The sequence below is a fragment of the Actinomadura terrae genome (assembly GCF_022751215.1).
Taxonomy (GTDB): Bacteria; Actinomycetota; Actinomycetes; order Streptosporangiales; family Streptosporangiaceae; genus Spirillospora; species Spirillospora terrae.
The window spans coordinates 138,130-155,452 of record NZ_JAICDG010000007.1; the positions used below are offsets into that span (position 1 = coordinate 138,130).

Genomic DNA, 17,323 nt, shown 5'->3' on the forward strand with positions numbered 1-17,323 from the left:
GACGTCCGCCCATGCGGATCATCGACATCAGCCAAGGCTGGCGCGTAGGCATGCCCAAGTACAACGCGGACTGGTATCCCGAGTTCTCCGTCGACCACGTGATGACGCCGCGGACCGATCCGGCGGGCGTCGACCGCACCTTCACCTATCTCCACCTGTTCGCCCACAACGGGTCGCATGTGGAATCGGGCCTGCACTTCTATCCCGGGGGCGCCGAAATCGGGAGCTTCCCGCTCGACCGGTTCATCGGGCCGGCCTGCGTCGCCGACCTGTCGCACCGCGGCGATCTGGACCCGGTCACCGGCGACATGCTGGACAAGGCCGTCGGCTCCTCGCTCCGGCCGGGCATGCGGCTGCTGATCAGGACCGACCACCCCGTCCGGCACCTCGACAACCACGACTACTGGGACACCCCGCCCTACCTGGAGGAGTCGGCGGCCGCCTGGATCGTCGAGCGGCAGGTCTCGGTCGTCGGCATGGACTGCATCACCGAGAAGCCGGGCGACCGGGCGTTCCCGATCCACCGCGCGCTGCTCAGGCACGAGATCCCGATCCTGGAGAACCTGGCGAACCTGCACGCGGTGTCCGACACCGTCGTGTGGCTCTTCGCCGCCCCGCTCAAGATCACGGGGGTGGAGGCGGCGCCGTGCCGCGCCGTGGTCATCGAAGGCATGCCTCGTTGATCCCCCGGCTGGAGGATCTGCTCGACCGGCACGCCGAGCGCACCCCCGACGCGCCCGCCGTCGACGGCGGCGCGCGGACGGCGACCTTCGCCGAGGTCGCCCGCCGCTCCAGCGCGATCGCCGCGGCGCTCCAGCGGGAGGACCTGCCCGCGGAGTCCGTCGTGGCGCTCGACCTGCCCGCGGGCCCCGACCTCGTCGCCGCGATGGTCGGCGTGCTCCGGGCGGGGCTGGCGTTCCTGCCGCTGAACCGCGAGGCGCCCGCGACCCGGCGGCACGACCTGCTGCGCCGTGCCGCGGCCCGCGTCGTCATCGATACGGGGCTGCTGGAGGAGATCGATCCGGACGCGTCCCACCGGCGCGTCGACCACCCGCCCGGGCGGCTCGCCTACGTCATCTTCACCTCCGGTTCCACGGGCGAGCCGAAGGGCGTCATGGTCGAGCGGGGCTCCCTGGACGCGATGCTCGCGGCCCACGAGCCGATGGGCCTGCGCCCCGGCGACCGGTACCTGGTCTTCGCGCCGCCGCACTTCGACGGGTTCCTCGTGGACACCTTCGTCCCGCTCGCCGCCGGCGCCTGCGCCGTGATGCTCCCCAGGCACGACATCATGCCCGGCCCCGATCTCGCCGCCACCCTGACGGCGCGGGCGATCACGTTCGCGACCCTCCCCCCGGCGGCCCTGGCGCTGCTGCCCCGCCGCCCGTATCCGGCCCTGCGCGGCATCCTCACCGCCGGCGACCGCATCCCCGCCGCCCTCGCCGCCGAGTGGAGCGCCCGGGTGGAGGCCTTCCACAACAGCTACGGGCCGACCGAGGCGACCGTGGCGGCGACGTTCGGCACCTACGAGCCGGGCATGCCGCAGAACCATGTCGGCGCCCCCCTCCCCGGCGTGCGGGTGCACATCGTCGACGACCGCGGCGAGCCCGTGGCCGACGGCCGTCCCGGCGAGATCCTCATCGGGGGGCCCGGCGTCGCCCGCGGCTACCTGGACGACCCGCCGCTCACCGCCGCCAGGTTCGTCCCCGACCCCTTCGGCGCGGAACCGGGCGCCCGCCTGTACCGGTCCGGCGACCTCGGCTCCTGGCGTCCGGACGGGACGATCGCCTTCCACGGGCGGTGCGACGACGAGCTCAAGGTGCGCGGCGTCCGCATCCACCCGGCGGAGATCGAGACGGTCCTGCTCGGCACGGGAGAGCTGCGGGAGGCGGCGGTTGTGGCCGCCGGCGAGGGCGCGGACGTCCGCCTGGTCGCCTTCGCCGTCCCCCACGACGAGGCCGCCGCCGACGGCGGGACCGCCGACCGCCTCCGGCGGGCGATCGGCGACGCGCTGCCGCGCGCGTACCTCCCGCAGGAGATCCGGTTCGCCGACGCCCTGCCGATCGCCTCGACCGGGAAGGTCGACCGGATCGAACTCGCACGTCAGGCGGCGCTCCGCGACCGGCTTCCGGCGCGGGAGGACGGCGCGTCGCTGGAGGCCCGGATCGCGGACGCCTGGACGCGGGTCCTCGAAAACCCCGTCGACCCCGGGACGCCCCGGTCGTTCTTCGAACTCGGCGGCCAGTCCCTGACGGCCGTCAAGGTCGTCGGCCTGCTGGCGGAGGAGTTCGGCGTGACCATGCGCTATATCGACTTCTTCCGGAACGCGACCGTGGCCGGACTGGCCGCGTGGATAAAGGACAGGAGCGAGAATGTCTGAGCAGTTCGCCGTGGTGCGCAACATCGAGGGCCAGTACTCGGTGTGGCCGCTCGGCCGCGACGTGCCGTCCGGGTGGGACGCCACCGGGTTCGAGGGACCGCGCGAACATTGCCTGGAGCACATCGGCGAGGTCTGGACCGACCTGCGCCCGCTGAGCGTCGTCGCGGCGGAGCGGCGCTGACATGTGCGGCCTGACGGGATGGCTCGACTGGACGCTCGACCTGCGCCTCCACCGCGCGACGGTGGAGGCCATGACCCGGACCCTCGCGCTCCGCGGCCCGGACGGCACCGGCGTCTGGGCGTCGCGGCACGTGGCCCTCGGCCACACCCGGCTCAGCGTCATCGACCTGGCGGGCGGAGCCCAGCCGATGGCGATCGGCGACCAGGTGCTCGTCTTCACCGGGGAGATCTACAACTTCCGTGAGCTCCGAGCCGAGCTGGGCGGCCTCGGCCACCGCTTCACCACCGCGTCCGACACCGAGGTCCTGCTCCGCTCCTACCAGCAGTGGGGGCCGTCGTGCGCGGAGCGGCTCACGGGCATGTTCGCCTTCGCCGTCTGGGACGAGCGGACCCAGGAGCTGTTCCTCTGCCGCGACCGGCTCGGCGTCAAACCGCTCTACTTCCACCGCTACCCCGGCGGCCTGCTGTTCGGGTCCGAGCCCAAGGCGCTGCTGGCCGGCCCGCACTTGGCGGCGGAGCTGTCCGCCGACGGCGTCGGCGAGCTGTTCGCCGTGCCGGGGGCGCGCACCCCCGGCCACGGGGTCTTCCGCGGGCTGGAGGAGCTGCGGCCCGGCCACACCCTCACGTTCGGCCGGTCCGGCCCGCGCGTTCGCCGCTACTGGCAGCTCGACAGCCGGGAGCACCCCGACGACGTCCCGGCGACCGTGGCGACGGTACGGGAACTGCTGTCGGAGATCGTGGAGCAGCAGCTGGTCAGCGACGTGCCGGTCGCCGCGCTGCTCTCGGGAGGCGTCGACTCCGGCACGATCACCGCGCTCGCGGCGCAGGCGAGGCTGCGGGAGGGGCTGCCCCAGGTCCCGGCGTTCTCGATGGACTACGGTCCCGGCGGCGAGTTCGTGCCCGACGCGTGGCGGCCCACCCGCGACGGGCCGTTCGCCGAACTGGCGGCGGCGAAGCTGGGCATTCCGCACACGGGCCTCGTCCTCAGCAGCGAGACGATCCTGGCCGCGGGGGAGTACTCGCTGTCCTCCCGCGACCTCCCCGGGTGGGGGGATCTCGACGCCTCGCTCGGCCTGCTGTTCGCGGCGGTGCGGGAGGGGTCGACCGTCGCGCTGTCGGGCGAGTCGGCCGACGAGATGTTCGGCGGCTACCCCTGGTACGCGCGGGCCGCCGCCCACGACGGCGGGTTCTTCCCGTGGCTGGACGCCTCGGCGCTGCCCGCGCTGCTGCTCCGCGACGACGTGCGCGACTGGGTGCGGCCGGAGGAGTACGCGCGGGACCGCTACGCCGAGGCCGTCGCCGAGGTTCCGGGGCTCGCCGGCGAGTCCGCCGCCGACCGGCGGATCCGCCGCGCGTTCTACCTCGGGCTGACCCGCTGGCTGCCCCTGCTGCTCGACCGGAAGGACAGGCTGAGCATGCGGACCGGCCTGGAGGTCCGGGTCCCCTACTGCGACCACCGGCTGGTGGAGTACACCTGGAACGTCCCGTGGGAGGTGAAGAGCCTCGGCGGGGTGGAGAAGGGGCTGCTGCGCGAAGCGGCCGCCGGCCTGCTGCCCGACGAGATCCTGAACCGCAGGAAGTGCGCGCCGCCCGCCTGCCGCGACGGCGCCTACACGCTCGTCCTGGAGCGGCGGCTGGCCGGCCTGCTCGCCGAGCCCGACGCGCCGCTCTTCCAGCTCGTCGACCGGGACCGCCTCGCCGGGATCGTCCGGGACGGCGGGCGGCTGCCCGGCCCGACCCCCGGGCCGAACACCCACTTCGGGATGGGCTACCTGCTCGACGTCGACCAGTGGATGCGCCGCTACGCGGTGACGCTCGTCTGAGCAGCCGCATGATCCAGCCGAGAGAGGAACGCGCCGCCGAGCGCCCCGGCGAAGCCGGGGTCGACGCGGCCGTCCGCGACGTCCACGGCCAGGGTGAGCGAGCCGCCGATCTGGGTGACGGTGGCGACGAGGTCGAACCGCGGGCGCGGCGGCGGCATCGGCAGCCTCCGCGCCGGGAGGCCCCCGAATCCGTCGAGGGGGCGGGCGACATCGAAGGCGAAGACCTGGTGGACCGCCGCCCCCGTCACCTCCCGGTGGGCGCGCAGCGCGCGGACGATCTGCGCGAACGACAGGGTTGCGTAGCTGAGGGCCTCGGCGACGGTGAGCGACACCCGCCGCGCGGCGTCACGGAAGTCGCCCGCACCGGCGGCGGAGGTCCTGATCGGCACCAGGTTGATGAAGAAGCCGACGAGGTCGTCGGGGGCGGCCCCGCGGTTGGCGAAGGGGCAGCCGATCAGCGTGTCGGCGTGCCCGGTCACCTCCTGGAAGGCCGCCTCGTAGACGGTGCGCAGGACCGCGAACGGCGAGGTGCCGAGCCTGCGCGCCAGGGCGGCGACGGCCGCGCCGTTCTCGATCGCGACGGCCGTGCGGCGCAGGGTCGCGTCCCGCTCCGCGCACGGCTCGGCGACCAGGGGGACGGCGGAGTCGAGCGGCGCGTCGGCGAGGTGCTCCAGCCAGAACCGCTCGGCCTCGGCGTCGGCGGAGGCGCCGCGTTCGGCGGCGGCGTGGTCGGCGAAACGGCCGCTCACCGGGGGCAGCGCGGCCGGGCCGCCGGAGTAGAGCCGCCCCAGGTCGGCGAGCAGGGTCTCCTCCGACCAGCCGTCCATCAGCAGGTGGTGGGTGACGATCAGCAGCGCGTGGTCGTGCGCGTCGAACCGGATCAGCCGGGCGCGCAGCAGCGGCAGCCGGGTCAGCACGAAGCGGTCCTCGGCCATGCGGGCGCACTCGGCGGCGGCGACCGCGTCCCGGTCGGCGGCCTCCCGCCCCGGCAGGTCCACCACCTCGACTGGGGCGACCTCGCCGGTGTCGTGCACCACCTGGCGCACACCGGCGCGGTCGGGGGCGAACGTCGTCCGCAGGATCTCGTGACGCTCCGTCAGCAGCCGCAGGGCCCGGTCGAGGGCCGCGACGTCGACGGAACCGGAAATGCGCAGGCACAAAGGCTCGTTATAGGCCGGACTCCCGGGAGTCAGCTGTTGCAGGAACCAAAGGCGTTCTTGAGCGTGGGAGACAGGTATACGCGACATGAAACACACTCTAGCTCAGCGAGAGAACCTCGATCTGGCCGATCCGCGCACTCATGCCGATCGCGAGTTCATGGCGGCGTACTGGGAGAGGGCCTGCCGTGAAAGTCCGGTCTCCTGGCACCCGCAGGGAAAATCGGGTTTCTGGGTGGTCAGCGGATATGAACAGGCGACCTCCGTCTACCGGGATTCGGCCGCCTTCACCTCGGAACGCGGCAATGTGCTCGCGACCCTTCTGAACGGAGGCGACTCGGCCGGCGGGCAGATGCTCGCGATCTCCGATGGCGCGCGGCACCGCGAGATCCGGCAGCGGCTGATGCGGGCGTTCACCCCCGCCGCGCTGGCCTCGATCGAGGCGCGGATCACCGGTGAGATCGACCGCCTGGTGGGGGAGTGCGCAGCTCGCGGCGGCGGCGACTTCGTCGCGGACGTCGCGGCGCGGATCCCGATGGCGGCGGTCTGCGACATGTTCGGCATCGCCGAATCGGATCGGGCGGAGCTGCTCCAGTACACCAGTTCGGCGCTCTCCTCCGACCGGCCGGACGCCACCGAACTCCAGGCCAAGGTGGCGCGCAACCAGATCCTGCTCTATTTCCAGCGCCTGACGAAACAGAACCAGGCGCGGTCGCCGGACAGCCTTCTCGGCCTTCTCCAGGAGATGATGAGGCCGCCCCTCCGCCTGACCCAGGGGGAACTGCTGCTTAATTGCTATTCGCTGCTGCTCGGCGGCGACGAGACGACCAGGCTCGCCATGACCGGTTCGGTGAAAGCGCTGATGGAATGGCCCGACCAATGGCGGCGGCTCGTCTCGGGCGAGGTGGGAGTGGACTCGGCCGTCGACGAACTGCTGCGCTGGACGTCACCGGCGATGCACGGCGGACGCGTCGCCACCCGCGACCGCGAACTCGGCGGGTACTCCATCGCGGCCGGCCAGATCGTCACCGTGTGGAACATCGCCGCGAACTTCGACCCGGCCCGCTTCGCGAACCCGGCCGCCCTCGACCTCGGGCGCGCCCCCAACCTCCACCTCACCTTCGCGTTCGGCCCGCACACCTGCCTGGGCGCCCGGCTCGCGCGGATCGAGCTCAAGGGCCTGCTCCGGGCGCTGGTCCGCCATGCCGGGCGGATCCACCCGGCGGGGCCCGCCCTGCCCGTCTACTCCAATTTCCTGCACGGATACTCGCGCCTGCCCATCACGTTCACCTCAGGAGGAGCACAGTGAGCATCTCGGCTCGGCCCCCGCTGGTGCTGGACCGCATCACCGCGGCGGCCGCCGCCCGTCCCCAGGCAGCCGCGCTCGTCCAGGGGGAGCAGAGCCTGGACTACCGGACCCTCCTCGCCGCCGCGCGCGGGTTCGCCACGCGGCTGCGCGAGGAGGGGGTGCGGCCCGGCGACCGCGTCGGGCTCCACCTCGAACGGTCGCCCGAGGCGGTCATGGCGATGATCGCCACCTGGCTGGCCGGCGCCGCCTACGTCCCGCTGCCCGTCGACTACCCGCCGGACCGGCTGCGGTACATGCTCGACGACTCCGGCGCCGCGCACCTCGTCACCGCCCCGGGCGGCGCGGCCTTCCCGCACAGGGCGAAGGAGCTGCGGGTGAGCGGCGCCGAGTTCGCCGCCGATCCCGCCGCCGAGATGCCCTCCGCCGTGGAGCTTCCGGGTCCGGCGCATCCCGACTCCATCGCCTACGTGATCTACACCTCGGGCAGCTCGGGCACGCCCAAGGGCGTCGACGTCACCCATCGGGGGGTCGCCAATCTGGTCGACCCGGCGCAGACCTATGTGCGGTTCGGGGCCGAGGAGGTGGTCCTCCAGCTCGCCCCGCTCGCGTTCGACGCGTCCGCCTTCGAGATCTGGGGCGCCCTCGCCAACGGCGCCCGCCTCGTCCTCGCCCCGGCGACGTCCTACCGCGCCATCGACGGCCTCCCGAGGACCCTGCGGGAGCACGGCGTCACGACGATGCTGCTCACGCCCGCGCTGTTCCACGCGATGGTGACCAGCCGCCCCGAGGCCCTCGACGGCGTCCGGCAGCTGGTGGTGGGCGGCGACGCGATGTCGGCCGAGCGCGCCGCGGAGTACACCCGGCGAGCCGAGGGCAGCGGCCGGTTACTGCGCAACGCCTACGGGCCCACCGAGGCCAGCACTCTGGTGAGCGCCCACCCGATGGAGGAGGTGGCGGCGGGCACGGTCCGCCTCCCCATCGGCAGGGCGATCCCCGGTGCCCGCCTCTACCTCCTGGACGCCGCGCTGTCCCCGGTCGGGCCCGGCGGGACCGGAGAGATCCACATCGGCGGGGACGTGCTGGCCCGCGGCTACCACGGCCGTCCGGAGCTGACCGCGGACCGCTTCCGGCCGGACCCGTTCGCCGGCGAACCCGGCGGCCGCATGTTCGCGACCGGGGACCTCGGCGAGCTGGGAGCCGACGGGATCATCAGGTTCATCGGCCGGGCCGACAACCAGGTGAAGGTGCGCGGGCACCGGGTGGAGCTCGGCGAGGTCGAGGCCGTCCTGGAGCAGCACCCGGACGTCACCGAGGCCTGCGTCGTCCTCGCCGAGGGCGCCCTGGTCGCCCACGTGGTGACCACCGCCGACCTCGAGGCCGTCAGGAAGACCGCCGAGGCCGCGCTGCCCTCCTACATGGCGCCCGCCCGCTACCTCGCGCACGACCGCCTTCCGCTGGGCCCCACGGGCAAGATCGACAGGGCGTCCCTGTCGCTCAGCGCGCCGGAGCCGTCCGCGCCGCCGGACGGGCCCGCCGCGCGAGAATCCGTCTCGCCGCATGAGAAGACCCTCATCGAGATCTGGGAGGGCGTCCTCGGACGGCCGGGCATCAGGCCCGAGGACGACTTCTTCGCGCTCGGCGGCGACTCGATCTCGGCGATCGGCATCGTCGGCGCGGCCGAGGACCTCGGCGTCCCGCTCACCATCGAGCTCCTGTTCGGGCATCGGACCATCCGGAACCTGTGCGTGGAGCTCACCGCGGCGCGCGTCGCCGCCGAGTCTACCGCCCTGCACGCGACGACGGCCTGGCCGGCGACCCGGATGCAGCTCGGGCTGATCTACGAGAGCCTCATGAGCTCCGGCGCGCACTACGTCGACGTCGTCTCGCGCGAGATCGACCTGCCCTTCGAGGAGCGGGCGCTGCGGTCGGCGATCGCGTTCGTGACCGGCCGGCACGAACTCCTGCGCGCCCGAGTCGACCTGGCCGCCGTCCCCGACCCGCTGGTGGTCGTCCTGCCCGAGGTGTCGCCGCTGCTGACGATCGGGACGGCCGCGAGCGCCGCCGAGCTGCGCGCCCCGTTCGACGTCGAGACGGCGCCGCTGATCCGTTTCCACGCGCACCCGCTCCCGAGCGGCGGGTTCCGGCTCGCCTACGCCTTCCACCACGCCGTGATGGACGGCTGGAGCGAGTCGGTGCTGGCCCTGGAGCTGATCCAGGCCTACGCGGCGGCGCTGGAGTCCCGCACGCTCGACCTGCCGCCGGTGCCGTCCTTCGCCGAGTACGCGCGGCTGGAGCGGCAGGCCCTGCACGACCCGGCCGTCCGGGACCTGCTCACCGGCCTCGCGGGACGGCTGCCGAGCGCCGGCGCCGCCCACCGCGCGGGTACCGGAACTCCGCAGCTGGAACGCGCGATCGTGCCCGCCGCCATGCTCGAGCGGCTGCGCGGCCACGGCGCCCGGTGGAAGCTGCCGATGAAGAGCCTGCTGTTCGCGGTGACCGGCCGGGCCGTCACCGCCCTGCGGGGCGGCGACCGGAGCCTGCTGTGGATGAGCGTCAGCGGGCGGCCCGAGCTGCCGTCCGCCGACCGGATGGTCGGGCTGTTCCTGAACTGGCTGCCGGTCGAGCTGCGCGACGGCCCGTGGCGCCGGCTGGCCCGCGCCGCCTTCGACGGCGAGGCCGGGCTGCTGGCCGCCCGCCGCTTCCCCTTCACCGACCTGAAGGAGCTGGTCGGCGACGTCCCGATGGAGATCTCCTTCAACTACCTGAGGTTCCGCCTCGCCGACGGGTTGCGCGACCTGGGGGTGCGGGTGACGCGCGACGACGTCTACGACCGGACCAGCCTCCCGATCCTCGTCGAGTTCCACGAGGAGGACGACAGCCTCGCCGTCGACGTCCGCGCCGACGCCGACCGGTACCCCGAGGGGTACGCCGCGGCGCTGCTCGCGCACGTCCTGGAGGCGATCGGCGGCCTCGCCGCGGAAGGGGACGTCCCGGCATGATCGACCTGTCCGCCCCCGAGTTCTGGGCCGCCGGCCCGGCCGACCGCGACGCGGCCTTCGCGACCCTCCGGCGGGAGCGGCCGGTCTCCTGGCAGGGGCCGCCGCCCAGTGGGATGCCGCTGGAGTACCAGTGGACGACCGGCTACTGGGCGCTGGTTCGCCACGCCGAGGTGCAGGCGGTGAGCCGGGACGCCCGGCTGTTCCGCTCCGCCGAGGGGGTGATGTTCGAGGGCGGCCACCCCGAGCTGCTCGCGGCCTCGCAGTCGATCCTCGGCATGGACCCGCCCGAGCACACCCGCATGCGGAGGCTGATCAGCGCCGCCTTCACCCCGCGCCGGGTCGGGATGATCGAGGGGAGGATCAGGGCGAACGCCCACCGGGTGATCGCCGGGTTGGAGCCGGGGGAGGAGTTCGACTTCGTCGAACGGGTCGCCTCGACGATGCCCCTGGCGACCATCTGCGACATGATGGGCGTCGCGGAGGGCGACCGGCCGGTGGTCGGCGGCCTCATCGAGGTCATGTTCGGGCTGACCGACCCCTTCGTCGCGGGCGACCGCACGCCGATGCAGGCCCTCGCCCACGCCATCGGCGGGCTGGCCGAGGTCGCCGCCGACACCGCCGCGCAGCGCCGCCGCCGGCCCCGCGACGACGTGATGACGGCGCTCGTCCAGGCCGAACTCGACGGGCGCGGGCTGGACGACGCGGAGATCCAGGCCTTCTTCGTCCTCCTGGTCGTCGCCGGCTACGAGACCACCCGCCGGACGACGACCGAGACGGTGCGGGCGCTCACCGAGTTCCGGGACCAGCGGAGGCTGCTGCTCGCCGACCTGGAGGGGCGCATCGAGGGCGCGGTGGAGGAGAGCATCCGCTGGGCCTCCCCGGTCAGCGCCTTCTGCCGCACTGCGACCGCCGACACCGCCCTCGCCGGGCAGGAGATCAAGGCCGGTGACCGGGTGGCGCTGTTCTACCGGTCCGCCAACCGCGACGAGACCGTCTTCGACCACCCCGACCGGTTCGACATCCTCCGGAGCCCCAACCCCCATGTCGCGTTCGGCGGTGGGGGCCCGCACCACTGCCTCGGCGCGAACGTGGCCCGGGTGCAGGTGCGCGCCCTCGTCACGGAACTGCTCACGCGGGCGCCGGACTTCGAGGTCGGCGCGGCGCAGGTGCTCTCCGACCTCAACCTCAACCCGACGGACCGGAACCGGCGGGTCACACGGATGCCGTGCACGCTGTGAAAAGGAATGTGAAGGGGAACGGGAAGGGGACAGGAATGGACCAGCTCGGGGCGACGCTCGCCGGCATCTGGACGGGGGTCCTGGACCTCGAGGACGCCGTCGCGGCGCAGGACTTCTTCCGGTGCGGCGGGGACTCCCTGGCCGCACTGAAACTCATCGGGCGGACCAGGGCGGCCACCGAGGTCACCATCTCACTGAAGGCGTTCTTCGACGCCTCGACCTTTGCCGACTATGTGGACCTGGTGCGCAGCGGGCAGCGGCGAGCCGAGCCGGCGGTATCGGCAGACACACTGGAGGCGTCGGTCCAGGAAAAGGCGCTCTGGCGGTTGCAGGAGCGGTATCCGGAAACCGTGGCCAACAACGCCACCTTCTGCTTCGAGCTCTCCGACCGGGTCGACGCCGGGCTTCTCGAACGGAGCATGAGGTTCCTTCTGGACCGGCATCACGCGCTGCGGACCGTTTACCACCGCGCCGGCGAGAAGGTCGTCCGACGGGTTCTCGACATGGCGGTATTCGACGGCGCGCCGGTCGTCGAAATCCTGGAGGGCGACGCGACCGGTGCGCGGCAATTCGCCGAACGGCGGAACGAGGTGCCGTTCGCGCTGGCCGACGAGGCTCCGATGCGGGTCTGGCTGCTGCGCGGCGGAGCCCGGGACCACCTGGTCTTCGTCTACCACCACATCGCGGTCGACGGCCAGTCGATCACCCTCGTCCACCGGGAGCTCGGCGCCGTCTACGGCGCCCTGTCGAGGGGCGAGGAACCGGGGCTGGCGCCGGTTCCCTTCCAGTACGGCGAGTTCGCCGCCGGGCAGGCCCGGCGGATCGCCGCGGGGGAGTTCGCCGCGGCCCTCGACTTCTGGAAACAGCGGCTCGGCGGTGTATGCACCCATGGCCTGCTGGCCGAGGACGCGACACACGATCGACTCACGGCGTCGCCGCCGGTCGTCGTCCCGTTCCGGCTCGGCCCCGAGTCGACGTCGCGGCTGCGGAGGTACGCCCGGCGGGAGCGGGCGACCCCTTATATGGTGGTGGCCGCGCATCTCCGGACGGCTCTGGCGGAACTCTCGGAAGGGGAGGACATCGTCATCGGAGGCCCGGTCGCCAACCGGGTCGCACCCGGATCCGACCAGGTGGTCGGCCTTTTCCGGAACACGCTGCTGCTGAAGCCCGAAGGGGGCGTCCCGGCATCGATGGAGGAAGGCGTCAGGAAGATACGGGCCGCCGCCTTCGCCGCCTACGAGCACCAGGAATGCCCGTTCGAACTCGTCCGCGACGCGCTCTGTCCGGACGGCGCGCGAATTTCACCGTACGAGGTCAGCCTCGCCCTTCATCCGGCGCTGGACGAATCCCTGCGGTTCGGAGAGATCAGGGCGGCCCGGGTGGAACTCGCGCTCAGCACGATCAAACGCCCCGTCCATGTCTCGGTCTTCGAGTCGGCGAACACCTTCGAGGGCGCCCTGGTCTACCAGCCCGCGATTCTGAAGTGCCCTTCCGAGATCGCCGGCCTGGCGGACGAACTCACGCGCTCCCTTGACCGCATCGAGGCCTGACCGCCTTGACCGCCGACGACTCCAGCGTCCAGGCCCGGTACCGCGACGTTTTCGCGATCGGGGAGTTCCGGCTTCTGTTCCTGGACTCGGTCTTCGGCTCGGCCGGGCTGGCGCTGCAAATCCTCGCGCTCTCCGTCTTCGTCTACGACCGCACCCACTCCGCGCTGATGTCGTCGATCGCCTTCGGAGCGGGCTTCCTCTCGCAGGTGATGGGCGGGGCGGCCTTCGGGAGCCTCGCCGACCTCCTCCGCCCGCGCGTGCTGATCGTGGCGGGGGACCTCACCCAGGCGGCGGTGGCCGCCGTCCTCGTCGTGGCGGGCCTGCCCCCGGCGGGAGACATCGCCGTGGTCGCCGCCGCCGCGTCCTTGCAGCCCGTCTTCAGGGCCGGGAGGGAGGCGCTCCTTCCCGACCTGCTGACGGCCGACCGGTACGTGCTGGGACGCAGCATCTTCAACCTCGCCTCGCCGGGCGCGCAGCTCACGGCGCTCGGCCTGGGCGGCGTCATGCTCGAAGCGACCGGGCCGCGCGGGGTGCTGACCTGCACTCTGGTCTCCTACCTGCTGGGCGCGCTGGTGATCCGGATCGGGCTCAGGGACCATCCTCCCCGGGCCGTGTCGATACCCGCGCGTTCCCTGCTGGGGCGGAGCTGGCGGAACAACGTCGCGCTGCTGCGGGACCGGCGGGTCCGCTCCCTCCTGCTCGTGCAGTGGATTCCCGTCTGGCTCCTGGTCGGCGCGGAGAGCCTCGTCATCCCCTATGCCAGGGACCGCGGCGGCCGCGGCGGCACCGTCGGCTGGGTCCTCATGGCCCTTCCGATCGGCATGCTCATCAGCAACGCCACGGTGGGGCGGTTGTTCTCGGCCCGCGCCCAGGAACGCCTGGTGCTCCCGCTCTGCGCGCTCACCGGGTTACCGCTGCTCGTGTTCATCGTGCACCCGCCGCTGTGGGGGGCGGCGCTGGCCTTCGGAACGGCCTCCATCGGACTGGGCGCGCCCGTCGGCGTCCAGGCCGTGTTCATCGACTCGGTCGAGGAGGGGCTTCGCGGCAGCCTGTTCGTGCTCCGCGGCACGGGCCTGACCACCGGTCAGGGACTCACCCCGTTGCTCTGCGGAACGCTCGCGACCTTCAGCGGCCCCGCACCCGCCATCGCGGCCGCGGGCGCCGCCATCGCCCTGACCGCCCTGCTCTTCGCCGGACCCGCGTCGTCCGGCTGGCGGTGACCATCGAGCCTCCTAAGGTGTGGGCATGACACGTGCGTTCGAGGTGGTGTGCGAGATCGAGCCGCCGACCCGGCCGGATCTTCGGCGGGTACGGCACCAGATCGGGGTCCTGGACGGCGTCGCGGACGCGTTCCTGATCCCCGACAACCACATCGGGCGGGCGACGGTGTCGAGCGTCGCCGTCGCGCACGAGGTGCAGTCGATGGGCGCCACCGGGATCGCGTGCCTGAACGCCCGCGACCGCAATCTGCTCGGCTTCCAGCGGGACCTGCTGACCGCGGCCGCCTACGGCGTCCAGCGCTTCCTGTTCGTCTACGGCGACAAGCCCACCTCCGGCGACCGCACCGGCCAACTCACCGTTCGCGCCATGCTCGACCAGGCCCGTGCCGCCGCCTCCGACCCCGTCTTCGCCGGGCGGCCCGAGTTCCAGATCGGTGTCGCCTCCGGCCTGCGGCCCCTGCCCCCGTGGAAGCAGCAGGCGGACTTCGTGTTCGCCCAGGTCAGCTACAGCCTGGACGACCTGCTGCGATGGCGTGAGACCGTCACCATCGACACGCCCGTCTACGCCGGCGTGATGGTCCTCGCCAGCGCGGCCATGGCCCGCAACCTCGCGGGCGTCATCCCCGACATCGCCATCCCCGACGCGCTCGTCCAGGCCGTGGAGAGCGACCGCGACGCCGGGGTCGCCGCCGCCTGTGACCACGTCATGGCCATTCGGGACAGCGGTGCCTTCGACGGCGTTCACCTCGTCCCGGTCGGCCGGTACCGCCAGACCGCCGCACGTCTCGAACCTCTCCTTGGCGAGCCGTCCGGGGACGCGCGATGAACTGCACCCGGGCGTCCGGCGGCTAGGGGCGGGTGGCGCCGTGCCGTCCCCGGGACGTGCCGTCCAGGCCGGCCTCGCGGCGTTCCTCCTCGCTGAACCCGCGGGTGTCGCGGAACCGCACATACGGTTCGCGGTCGGCGGGCTGCCCTTCGGCGATCGCCCGGCCGCGTTCCAGTTCGGCGTTCATCTCCGCGCCCAGCAGGATCGCCAGATTGGTGATCCACAACCACACCAGGAAGATGATCACGGCGGCGAGGCTGCCGTAGGTCTTGTTGTAGTTGGCGAAGTTCGCCACGTACAGCGCGAACAGCGCGGACGCCGCCAGCCACACCACCAGCGCCAGCACCCCGCCGGGGGTGACCCAGCGGAAGGAGCGTTTGGCGTTGGGCGCCGCCCAGTACAGCAGCGAGAACAGGAGGCTGACCACGATCAGCATGACCGGCCATTTGGCGATGTTCCAGATCGTGACGGCGGTTGAGCCGACGCCGAGCATGTCGCCGAACTTGCGGGCGATCGGCCCCGACACCACCACCGCGATCGCCGAGGCCGACAGCAGCACCAGCGACACCGCCGTGATGGCCAGCCGGGTCGGCAGCGTCTTCCAGAACGGGCGTCCTTCGGGGACGTCGTAGATGGCGTTGGCGGCGCGCATGAACGCCCCGACGTATCCCGATGCCGACCAGAGGGCGGCGAGCAGGCCGATCAGCGCGACGATCCCGGCCCCGCCCCGGCTGCCCTGCAGCTGAGTGAGCGCGCTGGTCAGCAGGTTCTTCACCGCGCCGGGCGCGATCGAGCCGAGGTTGTCGATCAGGTCGTTGGTGACCGAGGTGCCCGCCAGCCCGATCACCGACACCACCACCAGCATCGCCGGGAAGATCGACAGCACCGAGTAGTAGGTGAGGGCGGCGGCCCAGTCCGAGAGGTTGTCGCGCTGGTACTCGCCGGCGGCGCGCTTGGCCGCCTGCCCCCAGGAGCGGGCCGGCAGATCGGTGGGTGCGGCGGCTTTGCCCATGGTGCTCCCTCGTCGAACTTCAGCGGCGCGTCCAACTCAGCAGCACGCGGTCGGTGCCCCCACCCGCTCGACTCCCTACCGCGCCCTGCTGACGACGGCCGACCTTGCATCCGCACGTTTCCCCCCTCCCCGGCCCTAAACACGCGGCCGGCCCCCTGCCCGCGGGGTTGTCGCTGGTCGGGCCGCGCCAGTCGGCGTTCGTCAACGGCAGGCGACGACGTTCGGGCACAATGACCGGAACGCCCCGGCGGGGGGTCATCCGAGCATTCGAGGAGTCAGGCTGATGGCGAGCATCACCGAGGATCTGCGCGGCCGGGACCGCAAGCAGCGGCAGGCGCAGATCGTGGACGTCCTGGTCGAGGCGTTCTCGGACCTGATGGAGCGCAGCCCCGCCGAGTTCCGCCGCCGCTTCCGCAAGATGGCCTCGGACCCGTTCGCGTTCTACCGGGGCAGCGCGTGCCTGTTCTACGCCGACATCGTCCACGACGAGGACCCGTGGGCCGACGACCGCACCGGGCGCGTCTGGATCCAGGGCGACCTGCACGCGCAGAACTTCGGCACCTACATGAACGACGACGGCGTGTTCGTGTTCGACGTCAACGACTTCGACGAGGCCTACGTCGGGCACTTCACCTGGGACGTCAAGCGGCTGGTCGCGAGCCTGGCGCTGCTGGCCTGGCAGAAGGCGATCTCCGACGCCGACATCCGCCGGTTGATCGAGACCTACGTGCGCGCCTACGTCGACCAGGTGCGCGGGTTCGCGGCGCACGAGGGCGACCACCGGTTCGCGCTGACCCTCGACACCGCCGACGGCTACGTCCGGGACGTGCTGGTCGCCGCGATGTCGGGCACCCGGATCGGGCTGCTGGAGGGCATGACGGTGATCGACGGGCACGAGCGCCGGTTCCGGGACCGGCCCGGCGTGCGGCGGCTGGAGGCGGCCGAGCGCGCCAAGGTCGAGGCCGCCTACCAGGACTACCTGAACACGATCCCGGCGGAGAAGCGGTTCGGCAGCCTCACCTACGAGATCAAGGACATCGTCGGCGCGTCCGGGTTCGGGATCGGCTCGGCGGGCCTGTCGGCCTACAACATCCTCGTGGAGGGCAGCACGCAGGCGTTGGAGAACGACGTGGTGCTGTCGATGAAGCAGGGCAACGTCGCCGCGCCGAGCCGCGTCGTCGACGACGCCCGCATCCGCGAGTACTTCCAGCACCACGGGCACCGCACGGCCGTGTCGCGGCGCGCGTTGCAGGCCAACACCGACCCCTGGCTCGGCCACACCCGCATCGACGGGGTCGGGTACGTGGTCCAGGAGCTGTCGCCCTACGAGGAGGACCTGGACTGGGGCGGCCTCACCGAGCCGGAGGAGATGCTCTCGGTGCTGGACGACCTGGGCCGCGCCACCGCCAAGATCCACTGCGTGTCCGACAGCGACTCCGACCACACGCTGGTCGGGTTCCAGGTCGAGGACGCGATCGACTCGGTGATCGGCCCGGACGAGTCGGCGTTCGTCGAGGCGATGGTGGCGTTCGGCACCGGCTACGCCGAGGTCGTCCGCACCGACCACGCCCTTTTCGTGGATGCCTTCCGCAACCACCAGATCCCGGGCCTGTGACCCGCGCGTAGCGCGGC

13 protein-coding genes are annotated in these 17,323 nt (G+C 72.5%); 11 read left to right on the forward strand and 2 right to left on the reverse strand.

The window, feature by feature from the left end; all coding sequences use genetic code 11:
- The first annotated feature begins 11 nt into the window (after positions 1–11).
- From K2F47_RS34680 to asnB, 4 genes are read left to right on the forward strand one after another with little or no spacing between them, the layout of a single operon-like run.
- Positions 12–683, forward strand: a complete 672-nt coding sequence (locus tag K2F47_RS34680) for a cyclase family protein (protein ID WP_242910396.1) — start codon at positions 12–14, stop codon at positions 681–683.
- A complete protein-coding gene (locus K2F47_RS34685; RefSeq protein ID WP_242910397.1) occupies positions 680–2,377 on the forward strand; it encodes a non-ribosomal peptide synthetase in 1,698 nt (565 codons plus the stop codon). The genes K2F47_RS34680 and K2F47_RS34685 overlap by 4 nt, the downstream gene beginning before the upstream one ends.
- The gene (locus K2F47_RS34690) at positions 2,370–2,558 is read left to right on the forward strand and encodes an MbtH family protein (protein WP_242910398.1); all 189 of its coding nucleotides are present in this window, start codon (positions 2,370–2,372) and stop codon (positions 2,556–2,558) included. The genes K2F47_RS34685 and K2F47_RS34690 overlap by 8 nt, the downstream gene beginning before the upstream one ends.
- 1 nt (position 2,559) lies before the next feature.
- Positions 2,560–4,380 (forward strand): asparagine synthase (glutamine-hydrolyzing), encoded by a 1,821-nt coding sequence (gene asnB / locus K2F47_RS34695; protein ID WP_242910399.1) that lies wholly within the window; start codon positions 2,560–2,562, stop codon positions 4,378–4,380.
- Here asnB and K2F47_RS34700 read toward each other — a convergent pair.
- A complete protein-coding gene (locus tag K2F47_RS34700) occupies positions 4,359–5,627 on the reverse strand; it encodes a condensation domain-containing protein (RefSeq protein ID WP_242910400.1) in 1,269 nt (422 codons plus the stop codon). The two genes, asnB and K2F47_RS34700, sit on opposite strands and share 22 nt — an antisense overlap.
- 70 nt (positions 5,628–5,697) lie before the next feature.
- Here K2F47_RS34700 and K2F47_RS34705 point away from each other — a divergent pair, with 70 nt between their 5' ends.
- Genes K2F47_RS34705 through K2F47_RS34730 form a run of 6 tightly spaced genes read left to right on the forward strand, consistent with a single transcriptional unit; the run spans position 5,698 to position 14,679 of the window.
- The gene (locus tag K2F47_RS34705) at positions 5,698–6,846 is read left to right on the forward strand and encodes a cytochrome P450 (RefSeq protein ID WP_242910693.1); all 1,149 of its coding nucleotides are present in this window, start codon (positions 5,698–5,700) and stop codon (positions 6,844–6,846) included.
- Complete coding sequence (locus K2F47_RS34710; RefSeq protein ID WP_242910401.1) at positions 6,843–9,845, forward strand: non-ribosomal peptide synthetase; 3,003 nt, start codon at positions 6,843–6,845, stop codon at positions 9,843–9,845. The genes K2F47_RS34705 and K2F47_RS34710 overlap by 4 nt, the downstream gene beginning before the upstream one ends.
- On the forward strand, positions 9,842–11,083 hold the full coding sequence (locus K2F47_RS34715) for a cytochrome P450 (protein WP_242910402.1): 1,242 nt from the start codon (positions 9,842–9,844) through the stop codon (positions 11,081–11,083). The genes K2F47_RS34710 and K2F47_RS34715 overlap by 4 nt, the downstream gene beginning before the upstream one ends.
- Before the next feature lie 35 nt (positions 11,084–11,118).
- Positions 11,119–12,633, forward strand: coding sequence for a condensation domain-containing protein (locus K2F47_RS34720; RefSeq protein WP_242910403.1), 1,515 nt, complete (start codon positions 11,119–11,121; stop codon positions 12,631–12,633).
- A gap of 5 nt (positions 12,634–12,638) precedes the next feature.
- Positions 12,639–13,853, forward strand: coding sequence for an MFS transporter (locus K2F47_RS34725; RefSeq protein ID WP_242910404.1), 1,215 nt, complete (start codon positions 12,639–12,641; stop codon positions 13,851–13,853).
- A 25-nt stretch (positions 13,854–13,878) separates the two neighbouring features.
- Positions 13,879–14,679 carry a methylenetetrahydrofolate reductase gene (locus K2F47_RS34730; protein ID WP_242910405.1) on the forward strand — a complete coding sequence of 267 codons (801 nt, stop codon included), beginning with the start codon at positions 13,879–13,881 and terminating at the stop codon, positions 14,677–14,679.
- 22 nt (positions 14,680–14,701) lie between these two features.
- On the opposite strand, the gene K2F47_RS34735 is transcribed toward K2F47_RS34730, so the two are convergent.
- Positions 14,702–15,691: a YihY/virulence factor BrkB family protein gene (locus K2F47_RS34735; RefSeq protein WP_242910406.1), complete on the reverse strand. Its 990-nt coding sequence runs from the start codon at positions 15,689–15,691 to the stop codon at positions 14,702–14,704.
- 283 nt (positions 15,692–15,974) lie between these two features.
- On the opposite strand from K2F47_RS34735, the gene K2F47_RS34740 reads away from it, so the two are divergent.
- Positions 15,975–17,306, forward strand: coding sequence for a DUF2252 domain-containing protein (locus K2F47_RS34740; protein ID WP_242910407.1), 1,332 nt, complete (start codon positions 15,975–15,977; stop codon positions 17,304–17,306).
- Positions 17,307–17,323: the final 17 nt, after the last annotated feature.

Coding starts and splice junctions, on each gene's coding strand:
- K2F47_RS34700 (WP_242910400.1), bottom strand. CDS start 5,627: ATGTCGCGTATACCTGTCTCCCACGCTCAAGAACGCCTTTGGTTCCTG.
- K2F47_RS34740 (WP_242910407.1), top strand. CDS start 15,975: ATGGCGAGCATCACCGAGGATCTGCGCGGCCGGGACCGCAAGCAGCGG.
- K2F47_RS34680 (WP_242910396.1), top strand. CDS start 12: ATGCGGATCATCGACATCAGCCAAGGCTGGCGCGTAGGCATGCCCAAG.
- asnB (WP_242910399.1), top strand. CDS start 2,560: ATGTGCGGCCTGACGGGATGGCTCGACTGGACGCTCGACCTGCGCCTC.
- K2F47_RS34715 (WP_242910402.1), top strand. CDS start 9,842: ATGATCGACCTGTCCGCCCCCGAGTTCTGGGCCGCCGGCCCGGCCGAC.
- K2F47_RS34720 (WP_242910403.1), top strand. CDS start 11,119: ATGGACCAGCTCGGGGCGACGCTCGCCGGCATCTGGACGGGGGTCCTG.
- K2F47_RS34705 (WP_242910693.1), top strand. CDS start 5,698: ATGGCGGCGTACTGGGAGAGGGCCTGCCGTGAAAGTCCGGTCTCCTGG.
- K2F47_RS34735 (WP_242910406.1), bottom strand. CDS start 15,691: ATGGGCAAAGCCGCCGCACCCACCGATCTGCCGGCCCGCTCCTGGGGG.
- K2F47_RS34730 (WP_242910405.1), top strand. CDS start 13,879: ATGACACGTGCGTTCGAGGTGGTGTGCGAGATCGAGCCGCCGACCCGG.
- K2F47_RS34690 (WP_242910398.1), top strand. CDS start 2,370: ATGTCTGAGCAGTTCGCCGTGGTGCGCAACATCGAGGGCCAGTACTCG.